The sequence below is a fragment of the Serratia microhaemolytica genome (genome assembly GCF_004011885.1).
Classification (GTDB): domain Bacteria; phylum Pseudomonadota; class Gammaproteobacteria; order Enterobacterales; family Enterobacteriaceae; genus Serratia_G; species Serratia_G microhaemolytica.
The window spans coordinates 24,444-43,740 of sequence record NZ_ML137209.1; the positions used below are offsets into that span (position 1 = coordinate 24,444).

The following is a 19,297-nucleotide window of genomic DNA, read 5'->3' on the forward strand; positions in this document are numbered from 1 at the left end:
TTGCGTGTTCTGTTTTTGATCTGTCACACAACAGCAGTGCACCGTTAACCCGTCAAACGCTACTATATATTCACCATGTGACTAACAATGTTTTAGGGACACTGAACATGGCAAATACACGACCGATTGCTGCGTCACACAATGGCGCCCACTATTTTTTTACTGGTTGGCGCCTGATTTTTCGTGCTGGTATTAAGCGCTATGTCATTTTGCCATTGTTGGCGAATATCCTACTGATGGGTTCAACCTTTTGGTGGCTGTTCTCACGTCTGGGAGAGTGGATACCCGCACTGATGAGTCACATACCCAGTTGGCTACAATGGCTAAACTATCTGCTCTGGCCTGTTGCTGTGGTCTCAATCCTGCTAGTTTTTGGCTATTTTTTCAGTACGGTTACCAACCTTATCGCCGCACCATTTTGCGGTTTACTGTCAGAACAGTTAGAAGTCAGCCTAACAGGAAAAAAGTTGCCCGATATGGGTCTTGTTGGTATGACCAAAGATCTACCACGTATCTTCGCCCGTGAATGTCGCAAAATACTCTATTACCTGCCACGAGCGATCGCTTTGTTGCTGCTTTACTTAGTACCGGGTATTGGTCAAACCATCGCTCCTGTGTTGTGGTTCCTATTTACTGCCTGGATGTTAGCGATCCAGTACTGCGATTATCCATTTGATAATCGAAAAGTGAGTTTTTCCGATATGCGTCAAGCACTCAGACAGCACAAGATCGACAATCTTCAATTTGGCGCTTTAGTCAGCCTATGTACCTTGATCCCTATACTTAATCTGGTGATTTTGCCGGTTGCAGTTTGTGGTGCAACAGCAATGTGGGTTGATCGTTATCGCCATCAGTTTGTCACCGATTAACGCCCTAGTCAGAAGCGCTATTGACACCGGCAGTGTGCCGAAAGCGCAGCCCTGCTAGGCTAAGCCAGTATATTTATATCAAAATAACATATAGATATAGTAATTCTTTACTTCCCTAGGGATGGGGTTAGCGTATGTTGTTACCGGGGTTTAATATCGGGCATCGAGGTAGATAATCGGCGATTTGTTAACCGTGACTTTTGCGCACGCTATAGCAGCACATCGCAGCAATCGTGTGTAGTTTACGCTTCAAATTGAAGTGAACATTCGATGTCATATTCAACATGTCAATGGAATTAAAGGATGGGCTATGAGCAAGATATACCAAGATAACTCATTAACTATTGGTAATACCCCGCTAGTTCGCCTGAACCGGATCGGTAACGGGCGTTTACTTGCTAAAGTTGAATCTCGCAACCCCAGTTTCAGTGTGAAATGTCGTATCGGTGCCAATATGATTTGGGATGCTGAAAAGCGCGGCATTCTCTCGGCCGGAAAAGAACTGGTAGAACCCACGAGTGGTAATACCGGAATAGCACTGGCTTATGTTGCTGCCGCTCGCGGCTATAAACTGACATTAACCATGCCCGAAACCATGAGTGTCGAGCGCCGCAAACTGCTTGCAGCACTGGGAGCAAAATTAGTGCTTACCGAAGGCAGTGCTGGCATGAAAGGGGCAATTAGCAAAGCAGAAGAGATCGTCGCGTCTGATCCTGAACGCTACATTTTGTTGCAGCAATTCAGTAATCCCGCTAACCCAGAAATTCATGAAAAGACTACCGGCCCAGAAATCTGGCATGACACAGATGGCACAGTCGATGTTTTTGTGGCCGGTGTGGGCACTGGCGGTACCTTGACCGGGGTCAGCCGTTATATCAAGCAAACCCAAGGTAAGGCAATTGTAACTGTTGCCGTCGAACCAGCCGACTCTCCAGTGATTACTCAAGCGATCGCGGGGATGGAACTCAAACCCGGAGCACACAAAATCCAAGGCATTGGTGCCGGTTTTATCCCGGATAATCTTGATCTCGCCTTGGTTGATCGCGTTGAGCAGGTGACTAATGAAGAGGCGATCAGCATGGCTCGTCGCCTGATGGAGGAAGAAGGGATCTTAGCCGGTATCTCATCAGGTGCCGCTGTTATGGCTGCCGTTAAATTATTGGCAGAACCTGCATTTGCTGATAAAACCATCGTTGTCATTTTACCCTCTTCAGGTGAGCGTTATCTCAGTACAGCGCTGTTTGCTGATCTGTTCACCAGTCCAGAGTTACACTGAGCTGCGCCAACGTAGGGTATAGCCTGGCAAAAAGTGCCCATTTCGGCACTTTTTGTGTTCTGCATCAAACTATTTGTTCTGTTCAGCTTGCTTTTCTGTACTGGCTTTAGTATTTAACCGGAAAAGTGCGTTAGCACGCAAAATGAATCATTAATCAACTTCTCTCGTGTTATTTGAACTAAATCGCTTTATGCATTTGTCGCACGAACAGAAAACACGGCATAATAGCTACCAAGCTGATTGAGGCAGTGCCTGGGTCTGTTGCACTGTATACTTGGCGTCGTGGATGATAGCAGAGTGTTCACTGAGGGAGATGCTTGCAGAAGGTTTATCTGGACAAGTGGCAAACCTGTCAAAAGTGGGTTTGAGTGTGGCACTCGGCATCGATCCGGGTACCTAACCCGCGCTTGCAATATTAGGTTACAAGGATATATGTTGCACCAACGCTCACTCTGTCCCATAGTCAGGCGCTAAACAGACAAGCTAAACCATCGCCAATAGGCTAAACTTTAGCTCTATACCTTTAATTCAATAAGTTGGGAAAATATCAATGTTCCAGCAAGAAGTTACTATCACTGCACCAAATGGTCTACATACCCGCCCAGCAGCCCAGTTCGTTAAAGAAGCAAAGTCTTTCGCTTCTGAAATTACTGTGACTTCTAACGGCAAAAGCGCCAGTGCTAAGAGCCTGTTTAAATTGCAGACTCTCGGCCTCACTCAAGGCACCGTAGTCACTATTGAAGCCGTCGGTGAAGATGAACAGCAAGCCGTTGAGCACTTGGTAAAGCTGATGGCTGAGCTGGAATAATCCGCTCATCTTCTAGTTAACATCGGTCACAAGAGTAAGGTAGGGTTATGATTTCAGGCATTTCGGTATCACCAGGTATCGCTTTTGGTAAGGCTCTCTTACTAAAAGAAGATGAGATTGTTATTAATCGGAAAAAGATCTCCGCTAACCTCGTGGAACAGGAGATCTCACGTTTTCTGGCTGGACGCGCCAAAGCCTCTGAACAGTTAGAAGTGATCAAGGCCAAAGCCTGTGAAACCTTTGGTGAAGAGAAAGAAGCGATCTTCGAAGGCCACATCATGCTGCTTGAGGATGAAGAGCTTGAGCAAGAAATCATAGCCCTGATCAAAGATGATCTGGCAACCGCAGATGCAGCTGCCTATAACGTCATCGAAGGGCAGGCAAAAGCACTGGAAGAACTCGACGATGAGTACCTGAAAGAACGCGCTGCTGATGTCCGCGACATCGGTAAACGTCTGCTACGTAATATTCTCGGACTGGCAATAGTCGATCTCAGCGCGATTCAGGATGAGGTGATCCTGGTTGCAACTGATCTTACGCCATCCGAAACAGCACAATTAAACCTGAACAAAGTGCTCGGTTTTATTACCGATCTAGGTGGTCGGACATCTCACACCTCAATCATGGCACGATCTTTAGAGTTACCGGCAATCGTCGGTACTAGCAATGTCACTACTGAGGTCAAAAACGACGATTACCTGATCCTAGATGCGGTTAACAACAAAATCTACGTTAACCCAACCACCGACGTTGTCGAGCAGTTAAAATCTATACAAAATCAATATATTAAAGAAAAGACTGAGCTTGCCAAGCTGAAAGATCTGCCTGCAATTACCCTGGATGGGCACCAAGTAGAAGTCTGTGCCAATATCGGTACTGTGCGTGATGTCGCTGGTGCTGAGCGTAATGGTGCCGAAGGTGTCGGTTTGTACCGTACCGAATTCCTATTTATGGATCGTGACTCTCTACCCACCGAAGATGAACAATTTGCCGCCTATAAAGAAGTCGCTCAAGCCATGGGCGCACAAGCGGTGATCGTACGTACTATGGATATTGGTGGTGACAAAGATCTCCCTTACATGAATCTGCCGAAAGAGGAAAACCCATTCCTTGGCTGGCGTGCAATTCGCATCGCCATGGATCGCAGAGAGATTCTACATGCGCAACTACGAGCCATTCTTCGCGCCTCTGCATTCGGCAAACTGCGCATCATGTTCCCGATGATCATATCGGTAGAAGAAGTTCTTGATCTAAAAGCTGAACTAGAAACACTGAAGACACAATTGCGTGCTGAAGGAAAAGCTTTTGATGAATCGATTGAAGTGGGTGTCATGGTAGAAACGCCTGCTGCGGCAGTGATTGCGCACCATTTGGCAAAAGAGGTCGATTTCCTGAGTATTGGCACTAACGATCTTACCCAATATACTCTTGCTGTTGACCGTGGTAATGAACTCATTTCCCACCTTTATAATCCAATGTCACCTGCAGTACTCAATCTGATCAAACAGGTGATTGATGCGTCTCACGCTCATGGAAAATGGACTGGGATGTGCGGTGAATTAGCCGGTGATGAACGTGCCACATTGCTACTGTTAGGCATGGGGCTTGATGAGTTTAGTATGAGTGCTATCTCCATTCCTCGCATCAAGAAGATTATCCGTAATACGAACTTCAAAGATGTACAGGCACTGGCAGCACAGGCCTTGGCACAACCAACGGCTAAAGACTTAATGAATTGTGTCGAGAAATTCATTAAAGAAAAAACTCTTTGCTAAGCTAAACTGTCACAGTAACGGGAAAGCCGCCCAATTTAACGCATAGGAGAAGATTATGGGTCTGTTCGATAAACTGAAATCTCTGGTTTCTGATGACAAGAAAGATACGGGCACAATTGAAATCGTTGCTCCTCTTTCAGGTGAAATCGTTAATATCGAAGACGTACCAGATGTGGTGTTTGCCGAAAAGATTGTTGGCGATGGCATAGCTATCAAACCAGCAGGTAACAAAATGGTTGCTCCAGTTGACGGCACCATCGGCAAAATTTTTGAGACCAACCATGCGTTTTCTATTGAATCCGATACAGGTATCGAGTTGTTTGTCCACTTTGGTATCGACACGGTTGAATTAAAAGGTGAAGGCTTTAAGCGGATTGCCGAAGAAGGACAGCGGGTGAAAAAAGGAGATGTGGTTATTGAATTCAATTTAGCGTTACTGGAAGAAAAAGCCAAGTCTACTCTGACTCCAGTAGTTATCTCAAACATGGATGATATCAAAGAGTTGGTAAAACTGTCTGGCAGCGTGAATGTTGGTGAGACACCGATTATCCGCATAAAAAAATAGCCATTTATCATAACAGTAATACAAACCACAGGCTTGGAGAGTACTCCAAGCCTGGTTTCTTTTGTGTTTTGGTCACCCAGTAAGCCGCACAACTGGGGAAATAGAGCAGCCACTCTAATAGGGTGTTTTCAGCAACAGAGACAAAACAGCAAGACAAGGTCAGCATTTGCCAGCTAAATCATGCTGGGCATGTGTGGAATATTTTCTGATCATGCATGACGTTATCTACAGAGAATTATTATAACATTTAGGCAAACGCCATTAGAGTTGGTCAAATAGCAAACAATGACATAACCGCTTAGCCGACGGCATGTACTTTAAGTCAGCGCAATGCCGTATTGGCAGCCAATAAGTTTCATAACATTCTATAAAGTAAGTGAATTTAGCCGCCAGCTTAACTAGGCGGACAACAAAGTTAAACACAGATTAATGGCTCCAACCGTATTGTTATCGCAATACGTCAGGATGAAGGTTGTTTGGGCAAATAGGCTTTTAGAGGTGTTGAAATGATTAAACAAATCCCGATGACCTCACGTGGCGCAGAACAGCTGCGTGAAGAACTGGAATATTTGAAAAGTGTACGCCGCCCCAAGATTATTGCAGATATCGCGCAAGCTCGCGAACACGGTGACTTGAAAGAGAATGCTGAATATCATGCAGCTCGTGAACAGCAAGGGTTTTGTGAAGGCCGTATCCAAGAGATCGAAGCCAAATTATCCAATGCACAGATAATTGATATTACAAAAATGTCAAATAATGGTCGGGTCATTTTTGGCGCCACTGTTTCACTACTGAATCTGGATACCGAAGATGAAGTCAGTTACCGCATTGTCGGCGATGATGAAGCTGACTTTAAGCAGAATCTCATCTCAGTAAACTCACCGATAGCGCGTGGTTTAATTGGCAAAGAAGCTGATGATGTCGTTGTTATCAAAACTCCAGGTGGGGATGTGGAGTATGAAATCCTGAAAGTAGAGTACATCTGACACTGAAAAAATCGGAGCACAGAGTGACTGGTAAACTGGATGTCATCAGCAAGTATTGATGCTAGATTGTCGTTCCCTCTCCTGGCCGGAGAAGACGCAGTAGAGGGAACGCCACAAGCGATATCAAAGCCGCCAAGCTATCCGGTGAGAAATCATAGTAACTCGCTGATTAAAAACCGTGATACCCTCCCCTGCCACCAAACAGATCACCTGTATGAGGATGATCAGTAACATGCCAATGGAAACAGGCTCAAGCGCAGGGCTGGCGTCGATGATCGGTAGATAACACCCTTTACCGTTTGCTAGAAATTTGCATACAAGCAGTTATCTTAGCGTGGCAAAGTGATTTTCCGCTCTTGTGTCGGACGATAAAGAACAAGCACGTTGCCGATCACCTGTACGTTACAGGCCGTTGTTTCGCGTACAATTGCATCGACGATCAAGCTTTTAGTCTCACGGTCACCGCTCGCGATTTTCACCTTGATCAACTCATGGTGATCTAACGCCTGCTCGATCTCGGCCAGCACCCCCTCAGTAAGGCCATTATTGCCTAGCATCACTACTGGGTTTAATGGATGAGCAAGTGCCTTTAAGTGCTGTTTCTGTTTAGTGGTTAGATTCATTGCTTTTTGCTTAGGTTGGGATTGAAAACAGTACATTCTACCCCCATGTTGGCTATATCACCAAATGACTCTGCAACAAATGAGCATCGGGCATAGGCAAAACGCGGCAAGAAGTTGATCGCCATAACCCCACCACTGCTGAAGTGGCATTAGTGATCTCTGCCATTAGGCTGTAAACTCACAGGGTAGAGAATTTTTTAAAGAAATTGGGCGTTCAATGACAAGTAAAAAACGTTCAGCCAGCTCAAGCCGGTGGCTACAAGAACACTTCAGTGACAAGTATGTACAACAGGCCAAGAAAAAGGGGCTTCGCTCCCGCGCTTGGTTTAAACTGGATGAAATACAACAAACTGACAAGCTGTTTAAACCCGGCATGACTGTTGTTGATTTAGGTGCTGCCCCAGGAGGCTGGTCACAATATGTCGTCACCCAAATTGGTCATAATGGGCGTATAATAGCATGTGACATTCTGCCAATGGATCCTATCGTCGGTGTCGATTTCCTTCAGGGTGATTTTCGTGATGAACTGGTTCTCAAGGCGCTACTGGAACGGGTGGGGGAAGGCAAAGTTCAGGTAGTGATGTCTGACATGGCTCCGAATATGAGCGGCACCCCGGCAGTGGATATCCCAAGAGCGATGTATCTGGTGGAGTTAGCATTAGCGATGTGCCGTGATGTGCTCGCACCAGGTGGCAGTTTCTTGGTTAAGGTATTTCAGGGGGATGGTTTTGATGAGTACCTACGCGAAATTCGCTCTCTGTTTACCAAAGTTAAGATTCGTAAGCCAGATGCTTCGCGTGCTCGTTCACGTGAAGTCTATATTGTAGCGACAGGGCGTAAACTGTAGTACCCTAGCGCTGTTTGTTAACGCAGTTGTAATATGAGGTTAATCCCTTGAGTGACATGGCGAAAAACCTGATCCTCTGGTTGGTCATTGCAGTAGTTTTGATCTCTGTATTCCAGAGCTTTGGGCCAGGCGAATCTAATGGCCGTAAGGTAGATTACACTACCTTCATGTCTGAACTGACCCAAGATCAGATTCGTGAAGCACGCATTAATGGGCGTGAAATCAACGTTACACGTAAAGACAGTAACAAATACACCACCTTTATCCCAGTTAATGATCCCAAGCTATTGGATACCATGCTGGCACGAAATGTGACTGTTATTGGCGAACCACCGGAAGAGACCAGTTTACTCACGTCAATCTTCATCTCCTGGTTCCCAATGCTGTTGCTGATCGGCATCTGGATCTTCTTCATGAGGCAAATGCAAGGCGGTGGCGGCAAAGGCGCGATGTCGTTTGGCAAAAGTAAAGCTCGTATGCTGACCGAAGATCAAATTAAAACCACTTTCGCTGATGTTGCCGGCTGTGATGAGGCCAAAGAAGAAGTCAGTGAACTGGTTGACTATTTGCGTGAACCCAGCCGTTTCCAAAAACTTGGCGGCAAGATCCCTAAAGGCGTGCTGATGGTAGGCCCTCCGGGTACAGGTAAAACCTTGCTGGCAAAAGCGATTGCCGGTGAAGCCAAAGTCCCGTTTTTCACCATTTCTGGTTCTGACTTTGTTGAGATGTTTGTCGGCGTTGGCGCATCACGCGTGCGTGATATGTTCGAACAAGCTAAGAAAGCAGCACCCTGCATCATTTTTATCGATGAGATTGATGCTGTCGGTCGCCAGCGTGGCGCCGGTTTAGGCGGGGGACATGATGAACGTGAACAGACTCTGAACCAGATGCTGGTTGAAATGGATGGTTTTGAGGGGCATGAAGGCATAATTGTCATCGCTGCAACCAACCGCCCTGATGTGCTTGACCCTGCACTACTGCGTCCTGGTCGTTTTGACCGTCAGGTTGTTGTTGGTCTGCCAGATGTCCGTGGTCGTGAACAGATCCTGAAAGTACACATGCGCCGCGTGCCACTGTCACCTGATGTCGATGCTTCTGTGATTGCACGTGGAACACCTGGTTTCTCTGGTGCCGATCTGGCCAACTTGGTCAATGAAGCAGCACTGTTTGCTGCACGTGGTGACAAGCGTGTTGTCTCAATGGTGGAATTTGAGAAAGCCAAAGACAAGATCAACATGGGGCCGGAACGTCGTTCTCTGGTGATGACGGATACCGAAAGAGAGTCAACAGCTTACCACGAAGCCGGTCATGCTATTGTTGCTCGCTTAGTTCCGGGGCAAGACTCGGTGCATAAAGTCACCATCATTCCACGTGGCCGTGCATTGGGTGTTACCTTGCTACTGCCTGAAGGTGATCAAATCAGCACCAACCGGCAAAAACTGGAAAGCCAAATATCGACGCTGTATGCAGGTCGTTTAGCTGAAGAGATCATCTACGGTTCAGAGAAAGTCTCTACCGGTGCTTCAAATGATATTAAGGTTGCTACCTCGATCGCGCGCAACATGGTTACCCAATGGGGCTTCTCTGAAAAATTGGGGCCGCTGCTATATGCTGAAGAAGATGGTGAGGTGTTCCTAGGCCGCTCTGTCGCTAAAGCGAAACATATGTCGGACGAAACAGCACGTATCATCGACCAAGAAGTAAAAGCGCTTATCGAGCGTAACTACTCGCGGGCACGAACTTTACTGACCGAGAATCTCGACATTCTGCATGCAATGAAAGATGCGTTGATGAAGTACGAAACCATCGATGCACCACAAATTGACGATCTGATGCAACGTAAAACTGTGCGTGCCCCTGCAGGCTGGGAAGAGCGCGAACAGCGTAGCAGCAACAGTGGCAGTAACAACGATAGTTCGAATGTCGGTGGTGGTGATACTGTCGCTCCGCAGCAAAGCTAAGCCGCATAAGCTGCTATGTGCAGCAGAACCAACAACGGCCAAGTACTCGCAATTTTGAACTTGGCCGTTCACACTGCCAGTGCTCACTCAACCAGCAGCACGTTACCCCAAAGGCCAAACCGAATACTGGCTCTTGGGGAAACGCTACCCCTGTCAATTAGAGAGAGATAACAGTTCCTGTCTTACCTTCAATCCCCTCCTTGGCTTTATTAAGCAATGTAATCAGCGCTTTGCGTCCAGACTTAGACTCAGCAAATGCCATTGCTGCTTCCACTTTCGGTAGCATTGAACCTTTGGCAAACTGATTTTGCGCGATCAAATGCTTCACATCTTGAATGTTAAGTTTATCCAACCACTGCTGTTGCGGTGTACCAAAGTTGATCGCCACTTTCTCCACAGCAGTCAGAATAATCAACCAGTCCGCGTCTATCTGTTCAGCCAGTTTGGCGCTCGCCCAATCTTTGTCTATTACTGCACTGGCTCCCTTCAAATGATTGCCTTCGCGGGTAACGGGGATCCCACCACCACCCACAGTGATCACGACCTGCCCAGCTTCCAATAACGCGCTGACTGTCTCTTTTTCAACAATATCAACCGGTTTTGGTGATGCCACTACACGCCGATAACCGCGACCCGCATCCTCCATCATATTGAAACCTTTCTGCCGCAGGACATCCGCTTCAGCGGCAGTAAAAAATGAACCTATCGGCTTGGTTGGGTTAGCAAATGCAGGATCTTCACCATCAACAATAACCTGTGTGATCAGCGTCGCTACTGGCTTATGAATACCGCGATCAAGTAACGCCTCTCTCAGTGCATTTTGTAAGTCATAGCCAATGTAGCCTTGGCTCAATGCCACACACACTGACATCGGTAACATTGGCGTATGTGCTTCACTTTTTGCTGCAATTTCGAATGCCTGATTTATCATTCCCACCTGTGGCCCGTTGCCATGGGTAACCACCACCTGATGTCCCTGAGCAATCAGATCCACGACAATCTTAGCCGTGGTCTGCACCGCTACCATCTGCTCTGCAAGCCCTTCCCCCAATGCATTACCACCTAACGCCAGAACAATTTTTTTAGCCATGCTACAACTCCTGTTTAATCGCTACTAATAGATCACCCAACCTGCAAAAATAACGTGCAAGACCGTGGGTGTTGATTGTGTTGCCTCACCTTTACCTGAGGTAAAGGTTCGCTGACTGTTTACTTAAACCTGCTATTAACAGATTGACGCTGGGATCATCCCCATTCGATTCCAGGTTCAACCTTGTCGGTGAGGGGCGGCACTACTTTGTTGGGTCGATCTGAATAATGATCCATATGCAGCAACGCCTGGTTAAAAGGCTGGCGTGGAACAAAGCGACCCTGCCCTGCTTGGCCAACAAATTTTCCATCCTTCGCCACTAGGTTGCCACGTGACAATGTCATCGCCAGCGCCCCCTGACAGACAAAACCCTCATAAGGGGAATAATCTGAATTATCATGCAGATGTTCATGCCGAATAGTGGTAGTACGATATGGATCGATCAGCACCAGATCGGCGTCTGCACCTAACTGTAAACTCCCTTTTTGTGGCCATAGACCAAACAGCCGTGCCGGTTTGGTGCTGGTCAAATCAACAAAACGCGATGGCGTGATACGTCCACTCATCACCCCTTCGGAGAACAGCAGTAATAAACGGTTCTCAACGCCAGGTAATCCATTCGGGCAACGAGAGAAGTCATCTTTGGCCATTGCCACACGCTGTTGGTAGGGGAAGGTACAGTGATCACTGGCGGTAGTATCAATACTGTTATCTGCGATCCCCAACCACAACTTATCCCGTTCACTTCGGGTACGTAGTGGTGGGCTGAGAATATATTTCAGCGCATCTTCACGATGGTAGCAGCGCTCATCCAGTAACAGATACTGTAAACATGTCTCCACCCACACTGGTTGACCCGCTTGTTTGGCTAGACGGATATAATCCAGACCAAGGCCATTGGTGAGATGGACAATGTAAAGCGGTGCATTACCTGCCAGTTGTGCCAGATTGATCATCCGACTAATCGCTTCTGCCTCACAAGCAATTGGACGACTCACCGCATGGTAAATTGCACTTTTTTTTCCGGCGGCCAGTAACTCGGCACGCCGCATGGCTATCGCCGCATCATTCTCAGGATGAACCGTCGCTAACGCCCCTACTTGACGCAGTTGCTGTAGCGCGCGCAACACCTGATTGTCATCTAATTTATAGCCATAGGTCAGGTAAAGCTTAAAACTGCTGATCCCCTGCTGGTGAACCATATCGTCCATCTCAGCCAGAACCGCATCATCAACATGCTGTATAACACCATGAAAACTATAATCAATTACTGCCTTGTCACTGGCATAACCGTGGTAAACATCAAGTTGATGGTGTAACGAGCATCCACGTGGACCAAAGCCCATATGATCAACAACACAAGTTGTACCACCACAAGCAGCAGCACGAGTACCACTAAAGAAATCATCACAACTACGAGCAATACCAGTATCGATATCAAAGTGAGTGTGCACATCAATACCCCCCGGCATGACATAAAGCCCTTTTGCATCAATGACTTCTGTATCGACCGCTACCGGTAATGAAGCACCAATATCGGCAATTTTTCCCTTGTCGATCAACAAATCCTGCTGATATTCCCCCTGTGCATCAACCAGCGTTCCGCCTTTGATCAGCTGTTTCATGTTTCTGTTCTCCTGAAAAAACCGCCAGTGGGTGAGAAAAGAGTGCTAGCGGCATACCGAGGGGGTGACACTGTATTACTTAAACCGACGCAGAGCAGGCCTACGACCCTAGAAGCTAGTTAGAACCTATCCCAATGGGTTCCCTCTCACCAAGGGTGAGCAGATTGACAGCACTCAAAACCCTCGCGCGCACGCTCGGGTTTTTCTGTACCAGCGATGTCTAAACCGTAACGTCAACCATCCCTATCGGGATAGGCTCTTAGCATCAGCCTCTAGGTATTTGCCGAGCTATTGCCTACCAAAATCTCGAAGTCGTTTGGCCATACAGCATCACTTGCCCAATTGCTCCAGATAAATCAGTGGAATAGCTGCATACATTGCCGCACACTTCACCAGATGTTCTTTCCAAGTTTTCTCATTTGGTGCGTGAGCCTCAGGCTCTTTACCCGGGCCAAAACCGATCACTGGGATACCATGACGCCCCATAATGGAAACCCCATTGGTTGAGAAAGTCCACTTATCAACCGTCGGTTTCTTATGGAATAGCCCTTCATATGCCTGAGTCAATGTGTTGACAGTGATGTGATCAGGTTCCACTTTCCAGGTTGGAAAGTAGCACTCGGTGGGATAGGAAAGCCCGGTATATGCTGGACGATCATAGTTATACATCGACACTTCAGCCTTCGCTGCCTGTACTGCTGGTAATGCCCGGATCTCATCTAACGCTCCCTGCCAGGTCTCACCCCAAGTCAGACGACGGTCAATAGAGACGGCACAGCTATCTGCCACAGCACAACGGCTCGGGGAGGTGAAGAAAATTTCGGATACTGTCAGTGTGCCTTTGCCCAAGAATTCATCATAGCCCAACCGGGTAGATAGCTCTTGCAACTCACCCAAAATCGGCCCCATTTTGAAAATAGCGTTATCACCACGCTCTGGTGCAGAACCGTGACAACTTACCCCCTGCACATCAATACGGATTTCCATACGACCGCGCTGGCCACGATAAATCTGGCAATCGGTAGGCTCGGTACTGACGACAAACTCAGGGCGGATATTCGATTGTTCAATAATGTACTGCCAGCAGAGGCCATCACAATCTTCTTCCTGCACGGTGCCAGTCACCAGCAAGGTATACTGGTCTTCCAACCCTAAATCTTTGATAATTTTACCCGCATAGACCATTGATGCCATGCCGCCTTCTTGGTCAGATGCACCGCGCCCACCGATCACTTCGTCATCTTCCATCCCTTTATAAGGATCGAATTTCCAGTTCTTGATATTACCAACACCAACGGTATCTATGTGCGCATCCATACCGATCAAATGAGGGCCATGACCGATATACCCCAACACGTTGCCCATTGGATCGATTTCGACTTTATCGAAACCGACCTTCAGCATCTCTTCCTTGATGCGCAAAACAACTTCTTTTTCATTACAACTTTCACTCGGGATGGCGATCATATCGCGCAAAAATGCCGTCATCTCAGGTTTATATTGATAGGCTTTTTCTAATATCATTTCAAAAGGCACACGCTTAGCCATTTCCTCTACTCCTGTGAAAATATGTTAAATTCGATACCTGTATGGCAGACAACCAACAGATAGAGGTGTAACCGTTACAGCTTGGCTCGCGGCGCTGTCGCTGGATGGCATTCCGGCCGATGAGATGAAAGCACTTACGCGCTTATTGCCCCGCGATGCCAAGTTGATTAGCGATATATCATTCGTTGGATGGATACCGCCCTTCCCACACCACTTCACGGTAATGGGCCACATCGGTATCACCTTCAGTGCTGAACAACAGCACCACAGAATCGTTATTTAGACCCAGTTGTTCTCTTAACCTGTCGCGCTGTGGGTGATAGTGAATCGCCGCCAAAATACCCAACCCCACCGCACCAGACTCACCAGAAACAATGCGTGGATCATTGCCAAGCGGGTTACCCAATACACGCATTCCCAAGGCAGAAACTTTATCCTGACAGGAGATAAACTGATGGGTGCAATCGCGCAACAGCGGCCAACCCAGCGGATTGGGTTCACCACAGGCTAAGCCAGCCATGATGGTAGACATGCTGCCGCCAACATTGACAATTTCACCTTTCACACCTGAACGATAGAGGCAGTCGGCCAAATCAGGCTCTACCAACACTGAGTGCAAGTTTTTGGCGCCATAAACATCGACCAGGTAACCCAGCACACCCGCTGCCATCGCACCCACACCACACTGCAAGAACACATGACTCGGCGATGGCAACTTAGCCTGCTGGATCTGTTCAACCGCTTCATCCGCCATCGTTGAGTAGCCCTGCATAATCCAAGTTGGTATCTTGGTGTACCCCTCCCAAGCGGTGTCCTGAACGATCACCCACCCCTTCTCTTTGGCGTTATTCATGGTCAGACGCACGGTGTCGTCATAATTCATATCCGTGACAATGCACTCCGCACCCAAGGCACGAATATGGTCAACCCGCATTTGTGCCGAACCTTTCGGCATATAAACAACCGCATTCTGTCCCAATTGCTGAGCAGCCCAAGCGACACCTCGACCGTGATTGCCATCAGTGGTGGTAGCAAAAGTCATCGGCTGCTTAATCGCACTTTTCAAAGTAGCAAACGAACAAGCGGCAAGATCAAGCTGATACTTCTCACACAACAGACGTGCAATGGCGTAAGCACCGCCCAACATTTTGAATGCATTAAGACCGAAGCGTTTCGATTCATCCTTAACCAGAATTTTCTTCACACCAAACAACTGCGCCAATGCAGCCAAGTCACACAATGGCGTCGGCTGATAGCCAGTTAATTGACTATGGAACGCACGTGCTTTCTTCGCTTCTGCACGTGAAAAAGTTGCAGAACTCTCGCCGGTAAATAACTTATTTTCGGCAATGTCCATCTTTAATGAAAATTGAGACATAACGAACTCCGAAGGAATAGGGGCAACATGCTGTTGATGCGTGCCCCGTTATCAACGGTCAACAGCCCAGCAAAGGCTATCAACGGCTCGGTGACAAAGTTACTTGACCCGCTTGGTTCCTTCTTTCAGCAGTTGCTCAAGAATGGCACCTGGATTCGCATACTTACGCGCCATAATCATCGCGGCAATGATGTAGGGCTTCCAACTGGCTTCTTTGTAGGTAGCGATACGATATTTCTCAAACACGCCTTCTGTTACCTCACCTTCTTTACAGGAGACACCGGAGATATCCGCTGGCAAGCAGTGCATATAAAGCGCTTCACCCCCTTTGGTCAGCTTCATCATCTCTTCGGTACAGTGCCAATCTTTATGGTGAGCATTCTGAGCCAGACATTGTTGCTCCAGTTCTTTCAACCCACTGTGATCATTGTTACGCAGTAATTCGGTGCGCTTGCCCATCACCTGATAAGGAGCCCAAGATTTTGGATAGACAATATCGGCATCACGGAATGCTTCAGCCATTGAAGCAACCTGTGAGAAGCTACCGCCAGACTGCTGGGCATTCTTACGTGCCACTTCAACCACTTCAGGGATCAGGTCATAACCCTCTGGGTGAGCCAGAGTGACATTCATCCCAAACCGAGTCATCAGACCGATGATGCCCTGAGGTACTGACAGCGGTTTGCCGTAACTGGGTGAATATGCCCATGTCATAGCAATTTTCTTGCCTTTCAGGTTTTCCAGGCTACCAAAGTGCTCTTGCAACCAAGCTAAGTCAGCCATCGATTGTGTTGGGTGGTCAATATCACACTGTAGGTTAATCAGCGCCGGACGATGAGGGAGTACGCCTTGCGCCACACCATCATCGAGTGCCTCACCCACTTCACGCATATAGGCATTGCCGGCACCAAGATACATATCGTCGCGGATACCGATCGCATCAGCACAGAATGAGATCATATTCGCGGTTTCACGCACAGTTTCACCATGTGCAATCTGAGACTTGCCCTCATCGAGATCCTGTTGTGCTAATCCCAGCAGGTTGAGCGCAGAAGCATAAGAAAAACGGGTACGGGTAGAGTTATCACGGAAGATAGAAATACCCAATCCGCTACTAAAGGTCTTGGTGGCAATATTCTCTGCACGCAGCGTTTTCAGAGCCTGAGCGATAGTCAGGACTTGTTGTAGTTCTGATGTTGTCTGCTCCCAAGTCAGCAAAAAGTCCTTGTTATGCAGATTAGATTGTAGCGCGTTGATGCTTTTGATCAGTTCATTAACCGTTTTCATTTTTTCCTCTACTCTCAATAAGTAACATTCCTTTCTGACAAACATCATCAAAGACATTTATCAGACGATTGAGCATATAGATTCAAAAACTGCGCCAATATGGAACAGGCTAACTTGGATCAAGTGAGAAATATAAAATTATGTGAGAGGCCCCACAAATTTGATGATTTAAAAATAATGGTAACGATACACCAAACCGCGTTGTGACAACCAATTGCCACTAAAATGCACACAAAAAAAAAGCACTGAAGATATACAACCACAGTCATGAGATAAACTGCTGACTAACAATATCCATAGTGATACGGCTAGTTAGCTTATTATCATAATGATATCAGCAATCCCTTTAAAACAGTGCCTTCAGTACAAGCGGCTTTTAGACACAACCAACTTGGTTAATCATAAATTATTATCGATTCGCTATTGATTTGTTTAGCCAATATATCTACTTTAACCCCCGATGCATCTTAGAGTTGTAAACAAAATGTAACTCAGACAGCTGCCGTTCTGCTTTCTAGATAAATTTTGAGTATATCAAACAGTCTGAATGCAATACGCTGTGGTGAAGCTCAGCCTCCTATCACTTGCAGCAATGCTAAGAAAATTTTTATTATACGTGCTATATTCAGACATTCTCTTTATCATTTTGATACGTTCTACAGTAACTCTACGGAAGGTTGTAAGTATGAGTGTTGTCAAACCACAATCATTATTGATGCAGATCCAACCTACTGTTTTTAAATTCACAAAAATGCTGGCCAGTGTGCTGCAACTTGAGGTCGAAATTGTTGACGCCGAGTTAATCAGTGTCGCCGGCACCGGCCCTTATCACCACGCTGTGGGGCAATCACTGAACGGCAACAGCCATCTTCTACGTTATGTGATCAACAGCAAAAAAGAGAAAGTGGTGATCAACCCACAACAAGATCCGCTGTGTAAACAGTGTCATAGCAGAACCAGTTGTGCCGAACTGGCGTTCATTGGGGTCCCGATCATCATCAACGACGATTGTATCGGTGCAATCAGCCTGGTCGCAGTGACGGCCGCTCAACAGATCAAGATCCGCGATAATATACAGATACTTTCCGACTACATTCGCCATATTTCAACTATTTTTGTCTCGAAAATAGTTGATTCATCTAGCAATGAGGAAAATTTCAATCATGTCATGCTGACATTAATTGAAAATATGGACCAAGGCGTATTGGTGCTCAACAAGAATAACATGATCACGCTCAGCAATAGCTCCGCCCAGAAACAGCTCGACATCAGCGCCGAAGCAATCACTAATGAGCATCTCACCATTACCCCACTGACTCAGTTACAGCACCATAACTGCGGACATGTGCAGTACATCCTGTCGATCAATCAACGCCAAATGCTGATCACCGGCCAATTACACAATCTGCAAGAACATCGGCTGTTCCTGATGGCTTTTCATCAATCTCATATGGCGCTCGATAGCAACCTGATCGCCAGTCAGCCAACGCTCGATAAGTTAGTCGGCACTTCACGCCCGATGCAGCAGTTAAAACAACTGATCACACGCATAGCTCCGGGCAACTCCAGTGTGTTGATTGCTGGCGAGAGTGGCACCGGTAAAGAGGTAGTTGCACGGGCGATCCATCGTCTTAGCCAACGGGCAGACAAACCCTTCATCGCCATCAACTGTGCAGCGATTCCCGAACAACTACTGGAAAGTGAACTGTTCGGCTACGTCAAAGGCGCATTTACCGGTGCTTCTTCTCACGGCAAGATGGGACTGATCCAGTCAGCCAACACTGGCACGCTGTTTTTAGATGAAATTGGTGATATGCCAATGATGTTGCAAGTGAAGCTATTAAGAGCCATCGAATCACGTGAAATTCTGCCAATTGGTGCCAGCAAACCTATTCCAGTTGATATTCGTATTATTTCAGCAACTAATCAAAATTTTGAACAATACATCTCTCAAGGAAAATTCCGCGAAGATCTCTATTACCGTTTGAATGTCATTCCGATCAATCTTGCCCCATTACGTGATCGCCAAGGTGACGTTGAACTGTTAATCCACTTTTTCCTTAATTTACATACTCGCCGCATGGGGTGTGTCTACCCGGGTATCACCGCAGATGTCATGGAACTACTAAAAAAATATCGCTGGCCCGGCAATGTGCGTGAACTGAGTAATTTAATCGAATATCTGATTAATATCGTGCCAAATGGAGAAGTGATCGACCGAAACCTACTACCACCCAATCTGATTGCCAGCATACCAGTACAGCATCAACCGGCTCCCACCGGTGAAGCGACACACGAAGCGATCAACAGTGCTAATTTGGAGATCATGGAGAAACAATTGATCGAAGAGGCGATACAGCGCCATCCCAATAAGAAGTTGGCAGCAGAGGAATTGGGGATCGGTGTTGCCACACTCTATCGCAAAATCAAAAAGTACGAACTGAGTGAGATTACCTCACAATAGCGTGGACAGAACTCCTTTTTAAAGTTAATCGATTGAGGGCAGTAGATCACAAGATGGCATAAGGGACAGGCATGGCACAAAGGACAGCGACAAAAAGCGTCAGCGGTGTTTGATTGGCAAACGGGGCTGTTTTCTGAATGGTTAGCATCTTTCGGGGGCACTCTGCCGCTGTACTTCGTTGTTTCTGCCTATCGA

15 protein-coding genes are annotated in these 19,297 nt (G+C 47.0%); 9 read left to right on the top strand and 6 right to left on the bottom strand.

Features of this window, described 5'->3' with window-relative positions:
• Positions 1 to 107: 107 nt before the first annotated feature.
• The 6 genes from cysZ to greA all read left to right on the top strand — a co-directional run bounded on the left by cysZ (position 108) and on the right by greA (position 6,279).
• Positions 108 to 869: a sulfate transporter CysZ gene (gene cysZ, locus EOJ37_RS00125; RefSeq protein WP_127956425.1), complete on the top strand. Its 762-nt coding sequence runs from the start codon at positions 108 to 110 to the stop codon at positions 867 to 869.
• Positions 870 to 1,179: 310 nt separating this feature from the next.
• Entirely contained in the window at positions 1,180 to 2,145 is a 966-nt protein-coding gene (cysK, locus tag EOJ37_RS00130) for a cysteine synthase A (RefSeq protein WP_127956427.1), read from the top strand.
• Between the two features lie 550 nt (positions 2,146 to 2,695).
• Positions 2,696 to 2,953: a phosphocarrier protein Hpr gene (gene ptsH, locus EOJ37_RS00135; protein ID WP_127956429.1), complete on the top strand. Its 258-nt coding sequence runs from the start codon at positions 2,696 to 2,698 to the stop codon at positions 2,951 to 2,953.
• Positions 2,954 to 3,000: 47 nt separating this feature from the next.
• The gene (gene ptsI / locus EOJ37_RS00140) at positions 3,001 to 4,728 is read left to right on the top strand and encodes a phosphoenolpyruvate-protein phosphotransferase PtsI (protein ID WP_127956431.1); all 1,728 of its coding nucleotides are present in this window, start codon (positions 3,001 to 3,003) and stop codon (positions 4,726 to 4,728) included.
• A 55-nt stretch (positions 4,729 to 4,783) separates the two neighbouring features.
• Positions 4,784 to 5,293 (top strand): PTS glucose transporter subunit IIA, encoded by a 510-nt coding sequence (gene crr / locus EOJ37_RS00145; RefSeq protein ID WP_127956433.1) that lies wholly within the window; start codon positions 4,784 to 4,786, stop codon positions 5,291 to 5,293.
• 509 nt (positions 5,294 to 5,802) lie between these two features.
• A complete protein-coding gene (greA, locus tag EOJ37_RS00150; RefSeq protein ID WP_127956554.1) occupies positions 5,803 to 6,279 on the top strand; it encodes a transcription elongation factor GreA in 477 nt (158 codons plus the stop codon).
• Between the two features lie 329 nt (positions 6,280 to 6,608).
• Here greA and yhbY read toward each other — a convergent pair whose 3' ends face one another.
• Positions 6,609 to 6,902: a ribosome assembly RNA-binding protein YhbY gene (gene yhbY, locus EOJ37_RS00155; RefSeq protein ID WP_127956435.1), complete on the bottom strand. Its 294-nt coding sequence runs from the start codon at positions 6,900 to 6,902 to the stop codon at positions 6,609 to 6,611.
• Between the two features lie 217 nt (positions 6,903 to 7,119).
• On the opposite strand from yhbY, the gene rlmE reads away from it, so the two are divergent.
• Together rlmE and ftsH are read left to right on the top strand one after the other, a co-directional pair.
• Positions 7,120 to 7,749 carry a 23S rRNA (uridine(2552)-2'-O)-methyltransferase RlmE gene (gene rlmE / locus EOJ37_RS00160; protein ID WP_127956438.1) on the top strand — a complete coding sequence of 210 codons (630 nt, stop codon included), beginning with the start codon at positions 7,120 to 7,122 and terminating at the stop codon, positions 7,747 to 7,749.
• A 47-nt stretch (positions 7,750 to 7,796) separates the two neighbouring features.
• The gene (ftsH, locus tag EOJ37_RS00165; RefSeq protein WP_127956440.1) at positions 7,797 to 9,710 is read left to right on the top strand and encodes an ATP-dependent zinc metalloprotease FtsH; all 1,914 of its coding nucleotides are present in this window, start codon (positions 7,797 to 7,799) and stop codon (positions 9,708 to 9,710) included.
• A 157-nt stretch (positions 9,711 to 9,867) separates the two neighbouring features.
• On the opposite strand, the gene arcC is transcribed toward ftsH, so the two are convergent.
• The 5 genes from arcC to ygeW form a co-directional block, all read right to left on the bottom strand.
• Positions 9,868 to 10,800 carry a carbamate kinase gene (gene arcC, locus EOJ37_RS00170; protein WP_127956442.1) on the bottom strand — a complete coding sequence of 311 codons (933 nt, stop codon included), beginning with the start codon at positions 10,798 to 10,800 and terminating at the stop codon, positions 9,868 to 9,870.
• Between the two features lie 155 nt (positions 10,801 to 10,955).
• A complete protein-coding gene (gene hydA / locus EOJ37_RS00175) occupies positions 10,956 to 12,425 on the bottom strand; it encodes a dihydropyrimidinase (protein ID WP_127956444.1) in 1,470 nt (489 codons plus the stop codon).
• A 330-nt stretch (positions 12,426 to 12,755) separates the two neighbouring features.
• Positions 12,756 to 13,973, bottom strand: coding sequence for a YgeY family selenium metabolism-linked hydrolase (locus EOJ37_RS00180; protein ID WP_127956446.1), 1,218 nt, complete (start codon positions 13,971 to 13,973; stop codon positions 12,756 to 12,758).
• 178 nt (positions 13,974 to 14,151) lie between these two features.
• Entirely contained in the window at positions 14,152 to 15,351 is a 1,200-nt protein-coding gene (dpaL, locus tag EOJ37_RS00185) for a diaminopropionate ammonia-lyase (RefSeq protein ID WP_127956448.1), read from the bottom strand.
• A 99-nt stretch (positions 15,352 to 15,450) separates the two neighbouring features.
• Positions 15,451 to 16,638: a knotted carbamoyltransferase YgeW gene (gene ygeW / locus EOJ37_RS00190; protein ID WP_127956450.1), complete on the bottom strand. Its 1,188-nt coding sequence runs from the start codon at positions 16,636 to 16,638 to the stop codon at positions 15,451 to 15,453.
• Between the two features lie 685 nt (positions 16,639 to 17,323).
• Here ygeW and EOJ37_RS00195 point away from each other — a divergent pair.
• Positions 17,324 to 19,102, top strand: coding sequence for a sigma-54 interaction domain-containing protein (locus EOJ37_RS00195; RefSeq protein WP_206193997.1), 1,779 nt, complete (start codon positions 17,324 to 17,326; stop codon positions 19,100 to 19,102).
• Positions 19,103 to 19,297: the final 195 nt, after the last annotated feature.